At 41.7% G+C, this 17,473-nt stretch carries 12 protein-coding genes; 4 read left to right on the top strand and 8 right to left on the bottom strand.

All coding sequences use genetic code 11. From position 1 onward, the window contains the following. Positions 1-6 precede the first annotated feature (6 nt). From H6F42_RS12355 to H6F42_RS12345, 3 genes are all read right to left on the bottom strand, one after another. Positions 7-1,836, bottom strand: a complete 1,830-nt coding sequence (locus H6F42_RS12355) for a serine/threonine-protein kinase (RefSeq protein ID WP_190399664.1) — start codon at positions 1,834-1,836, stop codon at positions 7-9. 189 nt (positions 1,837-2,025) lie between these two features. Further along, entirely contained in the window at positions 2,026-3,087 is a 1,062-nt protein-coding gene (locus H6F42_RS12350; RefSeq protein ID WP_190399663.1) for a BLUF domain-containing protein, read from the bottom strand. A gap of 193 nt (positions 3,088-3,280) precedes the next feature. Further along, a complete protein-coding gene (locus H6F42_RS12345; RefSeq protein ID WP_242018421.1) occupies positions 3,281-4,030 on the bottom strand; it encodes an adenylate/guanylate cyclase domain-containing protein in 750 nt (249 codons plus the stop codon). 185 nt (positions 4,031-4,215) lie between these two features. Here H6F42_RS12345 and rpiA point away from each other — a divergent pair, with 185 nt between their 5' ends. Continuing rightward, positions 4,216-4,929: a ribose-5-phosphate isomerase RpiA gene (gene rpiA / locus H6F42_RS12340; protein WP_190399662.1), complete on the top strand. Its 714-nt coding sequence runs from the start codon at positions 4,216-4,218 to the stop codon at positions 4,927-4,929. A 188-nt stretch (positions 4,930-5,117) separates the two neighbouring features. On the opposite strand, the gene cbiT is transcribed toward rpiA, so the two are convergent. Continuing rightward, positions 5,118-5,717: a precorrin-6Y C5,15-methyltransferase subunit CbiT gene (gene cbiT, locus H6F42_RS12335; RefSeq protein WP_190399661.1), complete on the bottom strand. Its 600-nt coding sequence runs from the start codon at positions 5,715-5,717 to the stop codon at positions 5,118-5,120. Between the two features lie 149 nt (positions 5,718-5,866). Between cbiT and H6F42_RS12330 the strand changes: the two genes are divergently transcribed. Continuing rightward, the gene (locus H6F42_RS12330) at positions 5,867-6,736 is read left to right on the top strand and encodes a shikimate dehydrogenase (RefSeq protein ID WP_190399660.1); all 870 of its coding nucleotides are present in this window, start codon (positions 5,867-5,869) and stop codon (positions 6,734-6,736) included. A 43-nt stretch (positions 6,737-6,779) separates the two neighbouring features. On the opposite strand, the gene H6F42_RS12325 is transcribed toward H6F42_RS12330, so the two are convergent. Continuing rightward, positions 6,780-7,613 carry an ABC transporter permease gene (locus H6F42_RS12325; protein WP_190399659.1) on the bottom strand — a complete coding sequence of 278 codons (834 nt, stop codon included), beginning with the start codon at positions 7,611-7,613 and terminating at the stop codon, positions 6,780-6,782. A gap of 251 nt (positions 7,614-7,864) precedes the next feature. Between H6F42_RS12325 and H6F42_RS12320 the strand changes: the two genes are divergently transcribed. Further along, entirely contained in the window at positions 7,865-8,812 is a 948-nt protein-coding gene (locus H6F42_RS12320) for a class I SAM-dependent methyltransferase (protein ID WP_190399658.1), read from the top strand. A 55-nt stretch (positions 8,813-8,867) separates the two neighbouring features. On the opposite strand, the gene hepA is transcribed toward H6F42_RS12320, so the two are convergent. The 3 genes from hepA to H6F42_RS12305 form a co-directional block, all read right to left on the bottom strand. After that, positions 8,868-10,703 (bottom strand): heterocyst formation ABC transporter subunit HepA, encoded by a 1,836-nt coding sequence (hepA, locus tag H6F42_RS12315; protein ID WP_190399657.1) that lies wholly within the window; start codon positions 10,701-10,703, stop codon positions 8,868-8,870. Between the two features lie 66 nt (positions 10,704-10,769). Further along, positions 10,770-11,774 carry a phenylalanine--tRNA ligase subunit alpha gene (gene pheS / locus H6F42_RS12310; RefSeq protein WP_190399656.1) on the bottom strand — a complete coding sequence of 335 codons (1,005 nt, stop codon included), beginning with the start codon at positions 11,772-11,774 and terminating at the stop codon, positions 10,770-10,772. Positions 11,775-11,952: 178 nt separating this feature from the next. After that, positions 11,953-14,517 (bottom strand): peptidoglycan DD-metalloendopeptidase family protein, encoded by a 2,565-nt coding sequence (locus H6F42_RS12305; protein WP_190399655.1) that lies wholly within the window; start codon positions 14,515-14,517, stop codon positions 11,953-11,955. Positions 14,518-15,758: 1,241 nt separating this feature from the next. On the opposite strand from H6F42_RS12305, the gene H6F42_RS12300 reads away from it, so the two are divergent. Continuing rightward, positions 15,759-17,357: a glycoside hydrolase family 57 protein gene (locus tag H6F42_RS12300; RefSeq protein WP_190399654.1), complete on the top strand. Its 1,599-nt coding sequence runs from the start codon at positions 15,759-15,761 to the stop codon at positions 17,355-17,357. Positions 17,358-17,473 lie beyond the last annotated feature (116 nt).

The raw sequence follows: 17,473 nt of genomic DNA, 5'->3' as shown, positions 1-17,473 counted from the left end.
CTAGATTTATTGGCGGTTAGTTTCATTGATCTGCCATTGACCTAGAGCTTCGTTCCACACTAAGCTCATGCGAAGGGTTTCAGGAAAGATCGCCTTTCCCTTTTGATAGGTGAGATCAATATCAATAGTTGCTGTATTGTCTTTGATTTCGACGATTCTTGTACTATTAATCGAAACCTTACTGACGGTACTCCACCAGTCTGTAAATGTTTGATAGCCACTTGCCCGATCGCGTTGGAACTTGGGCGTTAAATTTTGCCATGCGGTTTGTAGTTGCCGATTGTTGATGAGACTGTAATAGTCCCTAATGGCTTTTTCTGGATCGGGTTTGGGCTTAGGTGAGGTTACGGTGGGCGATGGGGTGGGGGATGGCGAATTGGGCGGAGATACGGATAATTTTTCGCCAGTGATCCGATTTACAGGATCTTTAGCATTTTTGCTCGCAAAGGCACAGTAAGCGTCTGGGACTCGATTGACATAGGCTTTGAGATCTTCGGTACAGCTTTTAGCTTCGGTGAAGGGAACGGCATAAACTTGGTAAAACTGGCTATCCCCAAGATTAGGATAGTCGGGTATCCAAAATAAGCCTGCCTGTTTAAAGCCTTGGGCGATTAAGTTCTGGACTCTTTTTTCGGTATAGTTTTTGTCTTCAAAGGCGGAATCCGCTAGAAAGTAGAAGGATTTTTTATCTATGGGTTGGCTAGAGTTGAAGAGTTTGTTCCAGAAAGCAGCTATACCGCCATTTTGAGTAATTACTACGCCCAAGGCGATCGCTGCGCCAAGGGATATGCCAACAATAGCAGTGGCTATTAACTGAGCGATTACTTTTTTCTTGGGATCTTTTTGCGGCTGATAGATATAGATTTCTGGATTTTGAGATTGATTTTGATTTTGAGTTGAATTGCTAGGGGGGACATATCCTCTGGGCGTAACCGCCACAGTCTGCATACTGGACATATTTGCAGCAGAGGAATTGGCGGGAATGGGCTTAGTCTCAGCCAAATTAGGAACTTGGGGATCGGGTTGTAAGGCTGTCAGCATTTCTCTAGCGGAACTATAGCGATCGCGAGGATCGAATTGCAAAACCTTAGTAAATATGGCTTTTAAATCATCGCTAATTGCCATCACATGGGGTTGCCAAATCACTTCGCCTGTCTGGGGATCAGTGCCTAACTCTTGGGGATACTTACCCGTAAGGGCAAAAATGGCAGTGAGAGCCAGACTATAAAGATCGCTAGCAAAAAAAGGTCGCCCTGCGGCTTGCTCTGAAGCCATGAACCCGGGTGTACCAATGACGATGGAATGTGCTTGTTGTGCAGAACTTCTCAGGGTGCTTACATTGAGCGTTTCTTTGACTGCGCCAAAGTCGATCAGCACAGGTTCACTAGAGCGCAAGATAATATTGTCAGGTTTGATATCACGATGAATAATGCCCCGTTCATGGACATAGATGAGAGTCTGAAGTGTCTTGATGAGTAAGGCTCTAACCAACGCTTCGTTCCATTTGCCATTACGTTCGATTTCGGCAGTTAAGGTGAGTCCATCAATCCATTCTTGAACTAAATAAAACAGTCCATTTTCCACAAAATTAGCATAGAGTTTGGGAATATATCGACTCTCTTCCCCTAGAGTTTCTAAAACTGCTGCTTCCCGTTGAAATCTCTGTTGCAGTAATTCATACATTTGCGGATTGTCCGCAATGGGCTTAAGTTGTTTGATCACGCAGCGACGATTTGATGGCATTTTGGTGTCTTCAGCCAGATAGGTTTCCCCAAAGCCGCCACTTCCTAATATGCTAGTGACGCGATAGCGGTTATCTAAAAGGTTTGACATCATGGATATATTAATCGCCTAATTGATCGCTAATAAGTAGCTGGGCATAATTAAAAACCCAGAACCAAGACCTGTGACGCACGCGCAACGTGCGCCACAGGTCTTGGGGTTTTATATTTAATTTTGCCTAGCTAATAGTATTTGTAAGCCTGCTTGTAAATACTATTAGCGATCGTACAGCAATTGTTGATGCTATTGGCAGCTAATCAAGTCTAAATGTTGGCGGATCTCTTGCTTGAGCTTACGAAAATCTGACTTTTGAAAAGTGAGAAAGTCATCAATGGAGTAAACTTCTACGATTTCATCTCTACCTTTAGTATGAAAATCTCCCAGCCGAACAGGTTTCCAGCGATCGCTTAAACCTAAGCGCACATCCGCCGAAAATACTAAAAAGCGATTGAGCTTTCTAGTGATCGCTTCTAACCTCGATGCAACATTCACAGCATCGCCTATGACTGTATATTCCTTTTTAGTTTGAGAACCAATATTTCCTTCTAAAACAATTCCCTTAGAAATGCCGATACCTGTATAGAGAACACATAGAGGACTATGGGCAGGGGAGTGACTGCGTAAGATTTCTAGCTCTGAGAGAATTTCTAAGCTTGCTTGGACTGCTTCGTTGGCGCGATCGCCTTCAAAATATGCCATGACACAGTCCCCGATAAATTTTGTGACTTCGCCACCTTTTGAGGCGATCGCATTGGTACAAATTGTAAAAAATTGATTGAGGAGTTCCACCACCTCCGCAACCTGTAGTTTTTCGGTAATACTAGAGAAGGAGATAATATCCGCAAATAGGATGATTTTCTCGCTATAGCGGGGCTTAAGGGTGAGGGGATTAATCCCATTTTCAATTGCTTGCAAAACTCCCGATTGAGTATAGCTAGCCAGAATAGTTTGAGATTCACCTAAAGTTTGCAAAAGAATTTTAATTGGTTGCAAGAGAATGTCATTATTTTCATCAAGAACAATAACTTCCATTGACCAGTCAGGAAATTTACGCGTTGAAACATTTTGTTCAGATTTCAGGCATAAAATGCCATTGTGGCGATCATCTCGTAAAATCTTCTCATACAGCCGATCAATGCAGTCTTCATCGCCTTCTAAAATTTGAAAGAAAATGCTGTTACAGCTTAATAAAACCCCTGTAATTCCTTCCCTAGAATTATTAGTTTGAGAAATATGCCCAATGGCTTCAATTTCTCTTTTGCTAAGCGATCGCGAGAAGCTACTAATATAAGTTAGCCTTTTCATGAAATTGAGAGGTTATTTTTATGAAAAAAATTGATTAAAGAGATATTATATAGTTGGGTAGAAGAAGAAACAATTAAGCTCCTTTACTACTTGTAACGCAAATGAGGAGAGAAGGGTTATAAGCAATACGGCGTAAATATTTCTTCCTATATTCTATATTACTGCTTCTGAGCGCATAGGTCTGGGATTGTTATTAGCGATCGTATAGCTTAAATAGGGTTTTGCGTTGTTTGTAAGATGCTAGAGTTTGCTTTCCTATGAGTTCAAGCTGCTCGTTAATCTCTTGTTTTAGATTATGAAAATCTGATTTTTGAGATGCCAAAGGATCGTCAATCGAATATACCTCCACGATCGCTTCTCTTCCTTTAGCATAGAAATCACCCATTTTTAATAATTCCCAGCGATCGTTAAGTCCTTCTCTTACTGCTGCTGAAAACACTAAAAATCTATTTAACTTTCTGGTTAAAGATTCGATTCTGGCGGCAACATTAACTGCATCGCCGATGATTGCATACTCTTTTTTTGTTTGAGAACCTATATTTCCTTCTAGAACTGTTCCTTTAGATAGCCCAATTCCAACATAGAGAACTCGCAACGGGCTATTAACAGGCGATCGATCGCGTAAAACCTCTAACTCTGAGAGAATATCGAGACTGGCTTGTAAAGCTTCATTCGCCTTATCACCATCGAAATATGCCATCACGCAATCGCCTATAAACTTCGTAACTTCACCTCCTTTAGCGGCAATTTCTGAAGTGCAGATCGTAAAAAATTGATTGAGTAATTCCACAACTTCGGTCACTTGCAATTTCTCAGTCATACTGGCAAAGCCCATAATATCTGCAAAGAAAATAATTTTTTCGGTATATCGGGGGGTCAGAGTAAGAGGATTGATTCCATTTTCTATGGCTTGTAAAACCCCTGAATGAGTATAGTTAGCCAAAGCGATTTTTGACTCTCCCAAGCTTTGTAGCAATATTGTAATTGGCTTTAATAAATAGCACTTAATCCCAACTTAAGGAGATCAGAGCGATATAATGACCTTCCCATTAAGTTGATGTCTTCTTGTCTCGCATGGTGCGATAGGATTAAAAGTACTGCTTTAAAAGTTATAAATAAGTATTTCTAATGAGTATTTCTGCTGAAGATATTAAAAAGTTAAAACAAGAAGTTGGGATTGCGGCGGCGCAACGAGTGCAGTCTGGGATGGTCGTAGGCTTAGGTACTGGCTCAACTACTGCTTTTGCGATCGAAGAGCTAGGTAGACGGATAGCGGCTGGTGAACTTAAGGATATTGTGGGCATTCCCACCTCCTTCCAAGCATCAGTTTTAGGCAAAAAATATGGTATTCCGATCCGTAGTCTGGATGATGTCGATCGCGTTGATGTGGCGATCGATGGTGCGGACGAAGTTGATCCTCATAAGACTTTGATTAAGGGTGGTGGCGCAGCCCATACCCGTGAAAAAGTTGTTGATTCTCTTGCTTCACTGTTTATCGTAGTCGTGGATGAGTCGAAATTAGTAGACAAGCTGGGTTCGACCTTTGCTGTACCGATTGAAGTGTTGCCGATGGCAGTTGCGCCAGTGACGCGAGCCGTTGAAAAACTAGGCGGTAAGCCAGACTTGAGAATGGGTGTGAAGAAGGATGGCCCCGTCATTACCGATCAAGGCAATATGGTGCTTGATGTGACTTTTGAAGCGATCGCGGATGCGGCGGAATTAGAAAAGACTTTAAATAACATCCCAGGTGTTGTGGAAAATGGTCTATTTGTCGGCGTTACCGATCTGATTTTGGTTGGTGAATTTGTCGATGGTAAGCCCCAAATTCGCGAAATTTCTTAACTGTAGCAATGTAAGGTTTGCTTAGGACATAAAACCCCAAAAGCGAGTTGCGGCGCGTAGCGCCGCAACTCGCTTTTGGGGTTTTGGTTTGTACTGGCTAACTCTTGCTTTGCTATATAAAGAGAAAAATACATTGCAAAACGATGCATTTTTTCTTAAAAGTGGCGGCGCAAAGCGCCGCCACTTTATTAGATTTTTTCGCCACTAATAATAAACATGGGACTGACGGCGGCGAAAACTTGGCGATTGCCACGAGTTTCTAAACGGTTAACCGAAGACTGCACCACTTCAACATTGCGTGCGTGTAATTTGGCAAAGCTTTCAGAAATCGCATACAAACCTTCCAAACTATTAGTTGTAGCGATCGCCCGACCACCTATTTGCAATCTTCCCCAGCAATATTCCAAAATCTCCGAAACTGATCGCCCACCCTCAATACAAATGCGATCGGGATCAGTAGTTAAATTGGTTAAGCATTCAGGCGCACTACCGATTTTAATCTCGACATTACCGACCCCAAATTTTTTGCAGTTACTCTCGATTAAACCTGCTACATCTTCATCTCGCTCGATCGCCACAATTTTTCCCTGTGGGCATAGCAAGCCTGTCTCTACGGGAATCGTCCCTGTACCTGCGCCAATGTCCCATAAAACCGCATCTCGTATTAAGCGCAGTTGACCAATGATTAAGAGACGAGTCTCACATTTGCTCATAGGAATACCTGGCAAGCGATCGAATAATTCGTCAGGAATACCAGGGGTAACATACGACCAGATGGGTTCAGACATGGACTTAACGCACGAGATGATTAAACATGCTAAATATAACGTAAAGAGCGAGATTTTTTGTGGCGCGGCTTTGCCACGTCACAAAAAATCTCGCTCTTTACGTAAAACTTTTGTGCAATAGTTTTGTAACTAAGTTTAGGTAAGCGACTATGAGCGGGAGTATATTAGGGACAACCAAAATATTGGGGGTGATGGGCTTTCCCGTCAGTCACAGCCTTTCCCCAGTCATGCATAATGCCGCGATCGCCGCATTGGGTTTGGACTATGTATATGTGCCATTCCCAATTCCCATTGAAAATCTACCTGCGGCGATCGCTGGCTTAAAAGCTATCCAATCGGTACAAGGTTTTAACTTGACTATTCCCCATAAGGTTGAGGTCATCCCGCTTTTAGATGAAGTCACTCCCATAGCCCAATCCATCGGCGCAGTTAATACTGTTAAGCGCCTTGGCGATCAATGGGTTGGCACAAATACCGATGTCGCAGGCTTTTTAGAACCGCTCAAAAAACTCGATTGTGACTGGAAAAATATGCCTGCTATGATTCTGGGCTGTGGGGGAGCCGCTAAGGCAGTAGTTGCTGCTTGCCTAGAGCTAGGCTGTCCAATTATTCATGTGTTTGGACGCGATCCTAAGAAAACCAAAAAGTTTCATGGCACGATGACTAGCCAACTTCGTGATTACAATTTGCGCGTACATCCTTGGACTTCAATCCATCATTTGCTAGAAGTTACAGGAATTATCATTAATGCTACTCCCATAGGCATGTCCAGCGATTTTAATACGCCCGTGACCGAAGATGAGATGACTCTATTACCCGATCATGCGATCGTCTATGATTTGATTTATACACCCCGACCGACTAGATTTCTCCAAATTGCTGCGGCAAGAGGACTCAAAGCGATCGATGGACTCGAAATGCTGATCAATCAAGGCGCGATCGCCCTCGAGTTTTGGCTAGAGCAACCTGTACCCATTGAAATCATGCGTCAAGCATTATTACAACATCTCCATTTATAGGAATACAAAGGATAAAGGCTGGGCTTTGCCCAGCCTTTATCTTTTAGATTACATCCGCAAAAGTGCGTTCCATTTTACGAAAATACCAAATTCCCGTCCAAAGCAACAAGAAAACTAGTCCTAAGGAAAGTAAAAATCCTGGCATGTAAATCCGTGCTTCACCCCCAAGAATAGCCCAACGAAATCCATCAATTACCCCTACCATAGGATTGAGAGAATACAAGAGTCTCCACTGCTCAGGCACGATGCTACTACTAAACCCAACAGGAGAAATATACAAGCCAAATTGGATAATAAAAGGAACTACAAAGCGGAAATCTCTATATTGAACGGTTAGAGCCGCTAACCATAAACCCACTCCCATTGAAGCCGCACAGGAAATCAAAATAAAAATCGGTAAAGTCAATATTTGCCAGCTTGGAACGAAGTTATACCAAGCCATCAATCCTAAGAGAATGATCCCAGAAATCATAAAATCGACAAAGCTAACGATGACAGCACTAGTCGGCACAATTAAGCGGGGAAAATAGACCTTAGAAATTAAATTAGCATTACCAATCAAACTATTACTACATTCACTCAGAGCATTTGAGAAAAACTGCCAAGGCAACATTCCTGCGAATACTAAAATCGGATAAGGAACTCCCTGTGGAGCTGGTAACTTCGCAATTTGCCCAAATACGATCGTGAAAACTACCATTGTTAAAAATGGACGCAGTAAAGCCCAAGCAATACCGATCGCTGTTTGTTTATATCGAACTAAAATATCGCGCCATGCCAAGAAATAAAACAATTCTCGATAGCGCCATAAATCTTTCCAATATTGTTTCTCTGTCCTACCAGCTTCAATGACTAATTCTACAGATTTATTTTGCATTTTGATTTTATTCTTTATTTAGGATTAATATTTTCTTGCTTTTGTAAGTTAAAAGCCATAAGGTTTATATATACCTAAATCATTATATATAACAGTCATAAATGATCTGTAGTTTTTTTGATAATTAAGACCTAAATACTTTAGACTTATCAACAACAACAATTATAAATTGCTAGTAGTTACAAGTTTAAAGTATAACTTTTAAATCCCAAAGATCAAGTCCCTATAGGTATTTCAGGAAGGTTAAGACTATGCATAATGAAATAGAGATTCATTCTTGTCCGGCTTGTAATTCCAAGAAAATTAAGCCTATACAGAATCTATCTACATTAGAACTTACCAACTATTATTCACAAATCAGTTTATCTGCCTCAACTCTTTTAACTGAAATGATTAGTAAAGGTGATATTCCATCATCTATTCATATAGATAAGTGTAGTAATTGTGGACTAGAGTTTGCTAATCCTATGTTTACCGCACCAAGTCAATGGTATTCAGAGATCGAGGATTATGGAGTTCGGGAGTGGGATTTTCAACAATGTTTTCAAAATTTAAAGCCTAAATCTCATGTTTTAGAAATTGGTTGTGGTGAAGGACACTTTCTCGATCTCGCAATTAAAAAGGGTCATAGCGGGATGGGATTAGATTTCAATTATGGGGCAATTGAAGTCGCTAAATCAAAGGGCTTGGAGGCATATTGCTGGGATTTAAAAGAACTCAAAAAAAATCTGCAAGAAAGAAGATTTGATGCGGTTGTATTCTTTCATGTGATCGAGCATGTGGAGGACTTATCAATGTTTTTTGAAGATCTTTATCCAATAACTACCAAAGACGCTTCCCTACATTTTACCTGTCCTGCTCCTAATCGATGGACGATGAATCTTGAGGAAGTAAAGGTAGGAGGAAGGGAAGGATGGGACTATCCGCCCCATCATCAAACTAGATGGAATAAGTCTGCCTCAGAAACAATTCTGTCAAGATTTGGTTGGCAATTGCAAAACTATGTAGAAGAACCTTTTGACTGGTTTGGATTATCTAATATTCTTGCAGCTAAAAAGCTAAAAAAATCAGGATTAGAGCTATCTAATTTGTCTTCATTTGACCGTAAGATAAAAATTGCGAAGGCTATGGTAAGAACTTTTATTCCTTCAATTACTAAGACTGGGATGAATATGTATTGTTTAGCTAATCATAAATAATTAATCAGCTCAGCTATTTTTTGACAAATAGAATACTCAAAAAGCTCGATTAAACCTACTGATTTTGCATTTGATGGTACTTCCATAAAGCGCCTTTTCTTTCAATTAGTTCTTGATAAGTTCCTTCTTCGACTATTCGACCTTTTTCTAGCACAACAACTTTGTCAGCTCGGACAATTGTCGAAAGGCGATGAGCGATCGCGATGACAGTACAGCCCTTAGACAGTTCATCGAGAGATTCTTGAATCAATCGCTCGGTAACTGAGTCCAAAGCACTAGTCGCTTCATCTAAGATTAAAATATCGGGCTTACGCAGCAAAGCACGGGCGATCGCCACCCGTTGACATTGACCACCAGATAAACGCACTCCGCGATCGCCAAGAATAGTGTCAAATCCTTGAGGCATATCTAATATAAAATCTAGGGCATTAGCCTGTCTGGCTACATCAACTAGTAAATCTTCGTCGATATGGTCAAATCCATAGCCAATGTTGTAGCGGACAGAAGCATTAAAAATAAAGGTACTCTGGCTAACGATCGCCATCTTGCGGCGTAAGGAGCTAATTTTGAGATCGCGTAAATCAATACCGTCAATATAAATTGATCCACTAGTGGGATCGTAAAGACGGGGAACTAAATCAGCTAAGGTGGTTTTTCCCGCCCCTGAACTGCCCACTAAAGCTGTGGTTTCACCCTTTTTGATTGATAAATTAATATCATACAAAATAGGCTTGTCATCAGCATTGTAGGAAAAATTTACTGATGAGAAGTTAATTGAATCTTGTAGTTTTTCAAATTCTAATTCTCCATCCTGAAGATAAATCTTATCTTCTGTTTTTAAAATGTTTTTGATTTTATCAATAGAACCTCCATAACTGCCTAATTCAATCCTTAAGCCGTTAACTTGCTCCACTAAAGGAATCATCCTAAACAAAACAAACATGAAGGTCAGTAAGGAAGCAGTTTGTAGCTGTCCACTGGTAACAAAAATATTGAATGCTGCAACAATTACAGAGATTAAAATCGTCGTTGAAATCCCCTCGGCAAGGGGACGAACTAAATCTACTGACTTATTCAGTTTAAATAGTGCATGCTTAACGTTTTCAGAAGCTCCATAAAAGCGCTTTCTTTCAAAGTTATGTGTTGCAGAAGTGTGAATCGTTCGCATGGAATTAATTAATTCAATTCCTATAGAAGTAAAGTCAGATCCCGCTTTAGATACAGGGAAACTAGCTTCTCTAACCCTAACTACAAACCCCGATATCATTAACGAAAGCATTCCAAACAAGATTAAAGCACTAATTGATAGCTGCCAAGATATCAAAAACATGGCAATTATATAAACAATTAGAGTCGAACCGCGAATCGCAAAGGCAGATAAGGCTCCAAATCCTCTTTGAATAGTAGCAATCTCACCAGTGAGGCAATTAACGAAATCTCCCGTTCTTGTTTGAGAGTAATAACCTAAACTAAGGCTAACCAGTTGCTCAAACATCGACTTCCGCATTCTATCCGCAAAAGAAGCATCGGTTAGCTTTGCATAAACTGGTCCTAAATAGGCAAAAAGCGATCGCACCCAGCCTAAAAAAATCACCAAAAGCCCTAAGCGAGCAATGCGATCGCCAGTAGTGGCACTATTAGAAAATAGCCATGTGTTTAGCCAATCTAAGCCTGTATTGCTAAGAGGCTTATCAGGATTAGTTAGCACTTGTAAAAAAGCATTGATTACGGCTACTGCCGCGCCCTCAAAGAAGGCTCCTAAGAAAGAAAAAACAAGGGCGAGGATTGCAATATTCCAGAAATATTTAAATTCTCGCAGAAAAATATAGTTATCTTTCCAAAAGGAAGTAAGTTTGAGCTTTCTTTGAAAGAACGGCAAAGCTTTCTGCATAATTGTTTACTCGATTACTCAAAAACAAAAGTTAGGTTGACGATACAAGTAAAGGCTTATTCAAACCTAAAACTGACGCAGAAAACGCAAATCGCTGGTAAATAAGCGGCGGATATCATCGATTTTGTGCAAAACCATCGCCACCCGATCTACCCCAAATCCCCAAGCGAAACCTGTTACTAATTCAGGATCATAGCCTACGGACTTAAATACATTGGGATCGACCATACCACAGCCCCCTAGCTCTAACCATCGTCCATTCCACATAACGTCAACTTCGGCAGATGGTTCAGTGAAGGGGAAATAACTGGGGCGAAAACGAATCGGACATTCGCCTAATAGCTCTTCGACAAAGGTTTTTACAGTGCCTTTAAGATCGCCAAAGGTTAGCCCTTCTTCAACTGCTAATAACTCGATTTGATGGAAAATTGGGGAATGAGTAGCGTCAATATCATCTTTGCGATAAACTCTCCCCGGGCAAGCAATTCGCAAAGGAGGTTCATTTTCTTCCATATAGCGAATTTGGACTGAAGAAGTTTGCGATCGCAAGAGCTTACCATCGCTCAGATATAAAGTATCTGCCATATCACGGGCAGGGTGATCGGCGGGAGTATTTAGGGCTTCAAAGTTGTAATAATCAGTTTCAATTTCTGGTCCCTGCGCTACCGTAAATCCCAAGCCTACTAGTATGTCCAACATGCGATCGATAGTGCTTTGGATCGGGTGCATTCTACCTTGGTAAGAATGCAATATGCCAGGCATGGTGACATCGAGAGTTTCGGATTCTAATCTTTTTGCGATTACTAATTGCTGAATTGCGACCTTACGATCTTCTAGTTGAGTTTGTAATGCTTGCTTGACTTGGTTGGCGATCGCGCCAACTTGAGGGCGTTCCTCTGCGGACAACTTACCCATTGCTCCAAGAATTTGGGATAGAGTTCCCTTTTTCCCTAAGTACTCAACCCTTAACTGCTCTAGTTCTTCGGGAGTTTGGACATCTCCGACGGATTTTGCTGCTGTTTCTGCCAGAGATTGTAATTGAGCTGTTAAGCTTTGTAAGTCCGTTGCCATCAACGTTTTCCGATTATTTATGAAGGATTTTGCTGTCCTCACTTTAGCAGAAAACACAGAGCATCAGGATTTTCATTTCGCCAAACCCTAAAGACAAGAGGCGGCGCTTTGCGCCGCCTCTAATAAAGTCTAAAAAAAGGCGACGCATCGCGTCGCCTTTTTTTAGACTTTATTAGATTTATTTGCTAACACCAGCAAGAAATGCCATCGGGTCAATGGCACTGCCACCATTAGGACGAATCTCAAAGTGTAAGTGAGGACCTGTACTAAAACCAGTACTTCCCATCGCGCCAATGGTTTGACCTTGGCTTACAGTCTGACCTTCCTTAACGTATAGCTCATTCATGTGAGCGTATCTGGTAATAGTGCCATCCGCATGACGAATATCAATCATGTTGCCATAGCCACCATCATTCCAGCTAGAGTATTCAACCACACCAGACGCTGCGGCAAGAATTGGCGTACCAATCGGTGCGGCAATATCAATACCTTGGTGAACTCTACCCCAGCGCCAGCCGTAGCCTGAAGTGAATACACCATCCGCAGGCCAAATAAAGCCACTAGATAATCCGTAGTCTTGGACATCGGGCAAGTAGGCACTAGCAGTTAACTGAGGCAATTGAGGTGATACACCTGAGCGATCATTAGGATTGGCGATCGCACTGCGACTAGCATCAAAATTGCGATCGGGGTTAGGCGATGAATTCAAGTTAGCGGCGGCAATCTTGGTAGCTTCCAACTTACGCGCTTCTTCAGCTTTACGTGCAGCTTCCTTAATTTCCGCATCACGTACTTTTGCATTCAGTTGATCGACTTCCGACTCTAAACGCTTAACCTCTAAAGAAGTCATTCTGGCTTCAGGTTCAGGCAATAGTGCTACTTGATTAGGCTTACCAGTGTTAGCTGATTGCAGTTCTACAGACTCAGAAGAAGGAACCTTGGGCGCTAAATTAGCGGCGATCTGCGCGGGGATCTGCACATTAGGCTCAGCGGCAGGCTGTACTAACACAGTCGCTGGCTTGGAACTAGTATTGCTATTTTGCTCGATCGCCCGATTAGCAGGAATAGTAGGAACTGATAATACGGCAACAGTCGAGGTCTTAACAGTTGGCTCAGCCGCAGGTTGACTAACTGATTCAGCAGGTGAGTTAGACAAACCTCGTTGCTCGGACATCAAGACGCGAGGTATTTGAGGGATTGATAAAACTGCTGCGACTTTAGTGGGGAACTGAATCTTTGGTTCGGCTACAGGCTGGGAGGAATTTGCTTCCAATGGCTTTGAGCGCATGGCGCTGTACTGCTCAGCCGCACTGGATGCAGGAATTGATGGAGCTGAAATCGAACGCGCAGGTAAGTTAAGGGCTGTTGGTGATAGAGAGCTATTTTTCTTAGCTGAACCACCTAGTTCACCGAAAAGCTGATCGGGAGCAAAGGGGAAAAGGGCGGCGGCTACCTTGAAATCTGGCTCACTAGCTACAGGTAAACTTGGTTGAACAGCATTAGCCTTGGTTTGCAAGCTTGCAGATTGTTCTTGGGCTGGTGCGTTAGAAATAGCGGTATTTGCTGACCCAGTTAACTGAATTAAGCCATCCCAAGGAGATACCCGATTAGCTGCTGCTACTTTTGTCACTAATGATTTAGGTAAAACCATAGGCGTAGCCGCTACAACCCGAACCTGACCCATATCCTTGGGTGAAGAGGAGTTGCTTGCTTGAGAATTGCTTGACGGAGCAGGTATAAGACTAGTCCCATCATTTACAGGGGATGGCACATCTTTAAGTGGCTTAGCATTATTTGAAGAGGCAATAGTCTGCACATTTGAAAAACTACGCTCTTGAGGTAACTTTAATTCTTGATTTAGCTCTAGCCATTGAGGATTTTCTAGCTTATTCGATTCAATAATCGACTTTTGGGTAATGCCATAGCGACGAGCAATTGTCTCAATTGTGTCGCCACTTTGTACTCGATAAGACAAGTATTTAGGCTGTTTGGCGATCGCATTTTCCGCCGCATTAGGCTTGGCATTAGTGCTAGCCAGAGTTGCATTAGCTTTCTTCCCTTCTAGCTCTTGCAAGCGCTGCACCAAACGTTCTTTTTCAGCAAGTAACTGTCTCTTGACATGCCCTTCCTTTACTTGCATCAATGTAGCAACGTTTCCAGGAATCACTAAAGACTGATCGATCGCTAGGAAATCGCCAGAAGTTAACGATGTAAACTTAATAATTTCGTTCTTAGGAACGTTGTAGTAGTTGGAAATAGCTTCCAAAGTATCCCCAGGCTTGACCTTGTGAACTAATCCATTCACTGGGGGAATTACAAGCTTTGTTCCAGGCTGTAACTCGGTGTTAGCACTGATATTGTTAGAAGCCGCGATCGCTGCCGCGTCAACTTGATAAACTTGCGTTAATTTCCATAAAGTTTCATCTTCGCGAACTTCATGAACTATTACACCCTGTGTGTTGTCCCAAGCTCCCGATGCGATCGCCGTTCTTGCCATCTCATACTTACGGTCTTGGTTTTGTGCCATCACATCAGTCAAAGTACGAGACGATGCAGCAACAGGTGTAGCTTTGAGATTGTTATTCGCCGACTGTTGGTTAATTAGTACCCCTACTGTTCCTGCGGAAAGGGCAAACCCTAGAACTGCAAGCGAACGACGTACCTTCAAAGAGGACACCTTATCACCCAATGTCAGGGAAACATTGGTCATCAGATCCTCGTCTTTGGAAGATATCTTTTTCAAAAAACTGCCTCCTCTAAACTAGCTTCGCTCCTAGAAAGTTAAGTAAATCAAGTGTGAGAACATGACGAACTGCATAAAGTAACCTACAAAAAAGTTAAGTTACTAAATTAGGTAAGGAGCAATTACACCTCTTAAAGTAACTTGATTTTTCGCCTCAAACAAGTTCATATCGAACAGTCAAAATAGTCATTTTATGCATCCCCCACCTTATTCCTTTGTAATGCATGTCAATATAGGTTTTGTCAACAACCAATTCGGTAAAATATCTCTGCAAAATCCATAGAAATGTAGATTGTAACAAAATATGCCGAAAGATAGTTTTTGCTAAAAAATTCTACTCAATCGAGGTTAACTTTTTGAGTCTACGAGCTAACTTGAATTGATTTGCAGTCTTACGTTATCTCGCAACCATTTCTATAGCAAGAGACAAGCTTAGGGACTTTTACATCTCTATACTCTTAATTACTTTGTTTTAATCCTATTTACTCTTCCTTACGACTGTATTTATTTTTTTTGACTATGTAAGGTTTTTTTAACAATTTCTATCAAAAAATTTACAAACTCTTCACCCTCCCCCACATCCATCATTTAAAACACTAGAAAAATTTAGCAAGGGTACTGAATTATAGTTGTCGTTGGTCTTATCAGGACACAAACTCAGAAGACAAGTAAGGGTGCGAAGTGCTGCAACTAGTCTTTTGGGTTAGGACAGCAAAATTGCGTGACGTTGCACTAACGCATCCTACAAATTGAACTAAGCCTATCTGCACCCATCTACGTTAATAAACCTCAAAAACTAAAGAATCTGATTTGTTCGTGAAGTCCGCGCCATAGTTTTTGGAATCTTATATTTAATTGTGCTTACCTACTTAAGTACATCAATAGCCTAAAATTAATTTAAAAATGTTTTAAGAAATGACATGACGTTTATAAATGAAGGCTTTTTAGTACCAGCAGATCGTAGAAGTTTTCTATATTTTGCAGTTATTGGCATTTTTATAAAAAACAGGGGAGTTTTGAAAAAGTTTGCGTAGTGAACCTTTTCAAAACTCCCTTGTTCTCTTTATGTAGGGTCAAGCTTTCATTCAAATCTTGTGTCTGCACAAAATAACGTTATGTAGCTAATTGGTAGATTCTGGAATTAAGGTTTTGGGGTAATGTGTCAATACCTTAAAATTCCCAAATTTCACCATATTTAGCATTATTGGCTAATTTAAAGACTCTTTAGGAAAAGAAGATCTATGAGCATTGGATATCTCGCGCTGGTCTTACACGCTCATCTACCCTATGTTCGCCATCCCGAAAGCGACTATGTACTTGAAGAAGAATGGCTGTATGAGGCAATCACCGAGACTTATATTCCCCTGATTAAAGTCTATGAAGGACTCAGGCGAGATGGCATTAATTTCAAAATGACGATGAGCATGACCCCCCCATTGGTGTCTATGCTCCGTGACCCGCTTCTGCAAGAACGCTATGACAAGCATTTGGCGATGTTACAGCAATTGGTTGAGCTTGAGGTAATCCACAATGAACATAACGGTCATGTTAAGTATCTTGCTGAGTACTATGTCAAAGAATTTGCCGAAACTCGCGAAATCTGGGAAAAATACAGCGGCGATCTCGTAACGGCTTTTAAACAGTTTCAAGATACTAATAATCTCGAAATTATCACCTGTGGCGCAACGCATGGTTATTTGCCACTGATGAAGATGTATCCAGAGGCAGTATGGGCGCAGTTAGAGGTGGCGGTTGAGCATTACACCAATGAGTTTGGACGCGCTCCCAATGGAATTTGGTTGCCAGAATGTGCCTATTACAACGGTTTAGAGCGAATGCTTGCCGATGTGGGGATTCGTTATTTCCTCACCGATGGGCATGGCATTTTGTATGGTCAGCCCCGCCCCAGATTTGGAACCTATGCCCCTGTGTTTACAGAAACAGGTGTCGCAGCCTTTGCCCGTGACCATGAATCATCGCAGCAGGTATGGTCATCGAAAGTCGGTTATCCGGGCGATCCTGTTTATCGGGAATTTTATAAAGATTTGGGCTGGGAAGCGGATTATGAATATATCAAGCCTTTCATTATGCCTAACGGTCAACGGAAAAATACGGGTGTTAAATATCACCGTATTACAGGGCGAGATTTTGGGCTAGACGCAAAGCAGCTTTATGATCCTTATTGGGCAAAGGAAAAAGCGGCTGAGAATGCGACTAACTTTATGCAGAATCGTCAAAGCCAAATTAGTTATCTACATGACATGATGGGTCGTCCACCACTTGTGGTGTCTCCCTACGATGCAGAATTATTTGGTCACTGGTGGTATGAAGGTCCTTGGTTTATTGATTTCTTGATTCGGAAGTCCTATTACGACCAGACCACCTATGAAATGACCCATCTTGCCGATTATTTGCGTGGTAATCCGACTCAACAAGTTTCCCGTCCTGCTCAGTCAAGCTGGGGTTATAAAGGATTCCATGAATATTGGCTAAATGAGACTAATGCTTGGGTCTATCAACATTTGCATAAGGGGGCTGAACGGATGATTCATTTGTCCTATCGGGAGCCTGCGGATGAGTTGGAGTGGAGAGCGCTTAATCAGGCGGCGAGAGAATTGCTTTTAGCGCAATCCTCTGACTGGGCGTTTATTATGCGTACTGGCACGATGGTTCCCTATGCGATTAGAAGGACGCGATCGCATTTGATGCGTTTAGAGAAGCTATTTGAGGATATTGAGGCAGGGACGCTTGATTCTGGCTGGCTTGAGAAGGTGGAATATATGGACAATATATTTCCTGACATCAATTACAGAACTTATCGTCCCCTAACGGCTGGTTAAAACAAAAGTGGCGGCGCTTCGTGCCGCCACTTTGTTTTTGCAGGTTTTTCTTTACATTTATTCAAGAAAGTTTTAGTAGCTTATGATACTATTTACATGCTTATATGTTATGGTAA

Origin of the sequence: Pseudanabaena sp. FACHB-1998 (genome assembly GCF_014696355.1) — a bacterium.
GTDB lineage: Bacteria > Cyanobacteriota > Cyanobacteriia > Pseudanabaenales > Pseudanabaenaceae > Pseudanabaena.
Note: the sequence above shows the minus strand (reverse complement) of the source record. Positions and strands in the feature narration are given on the sequence as shown.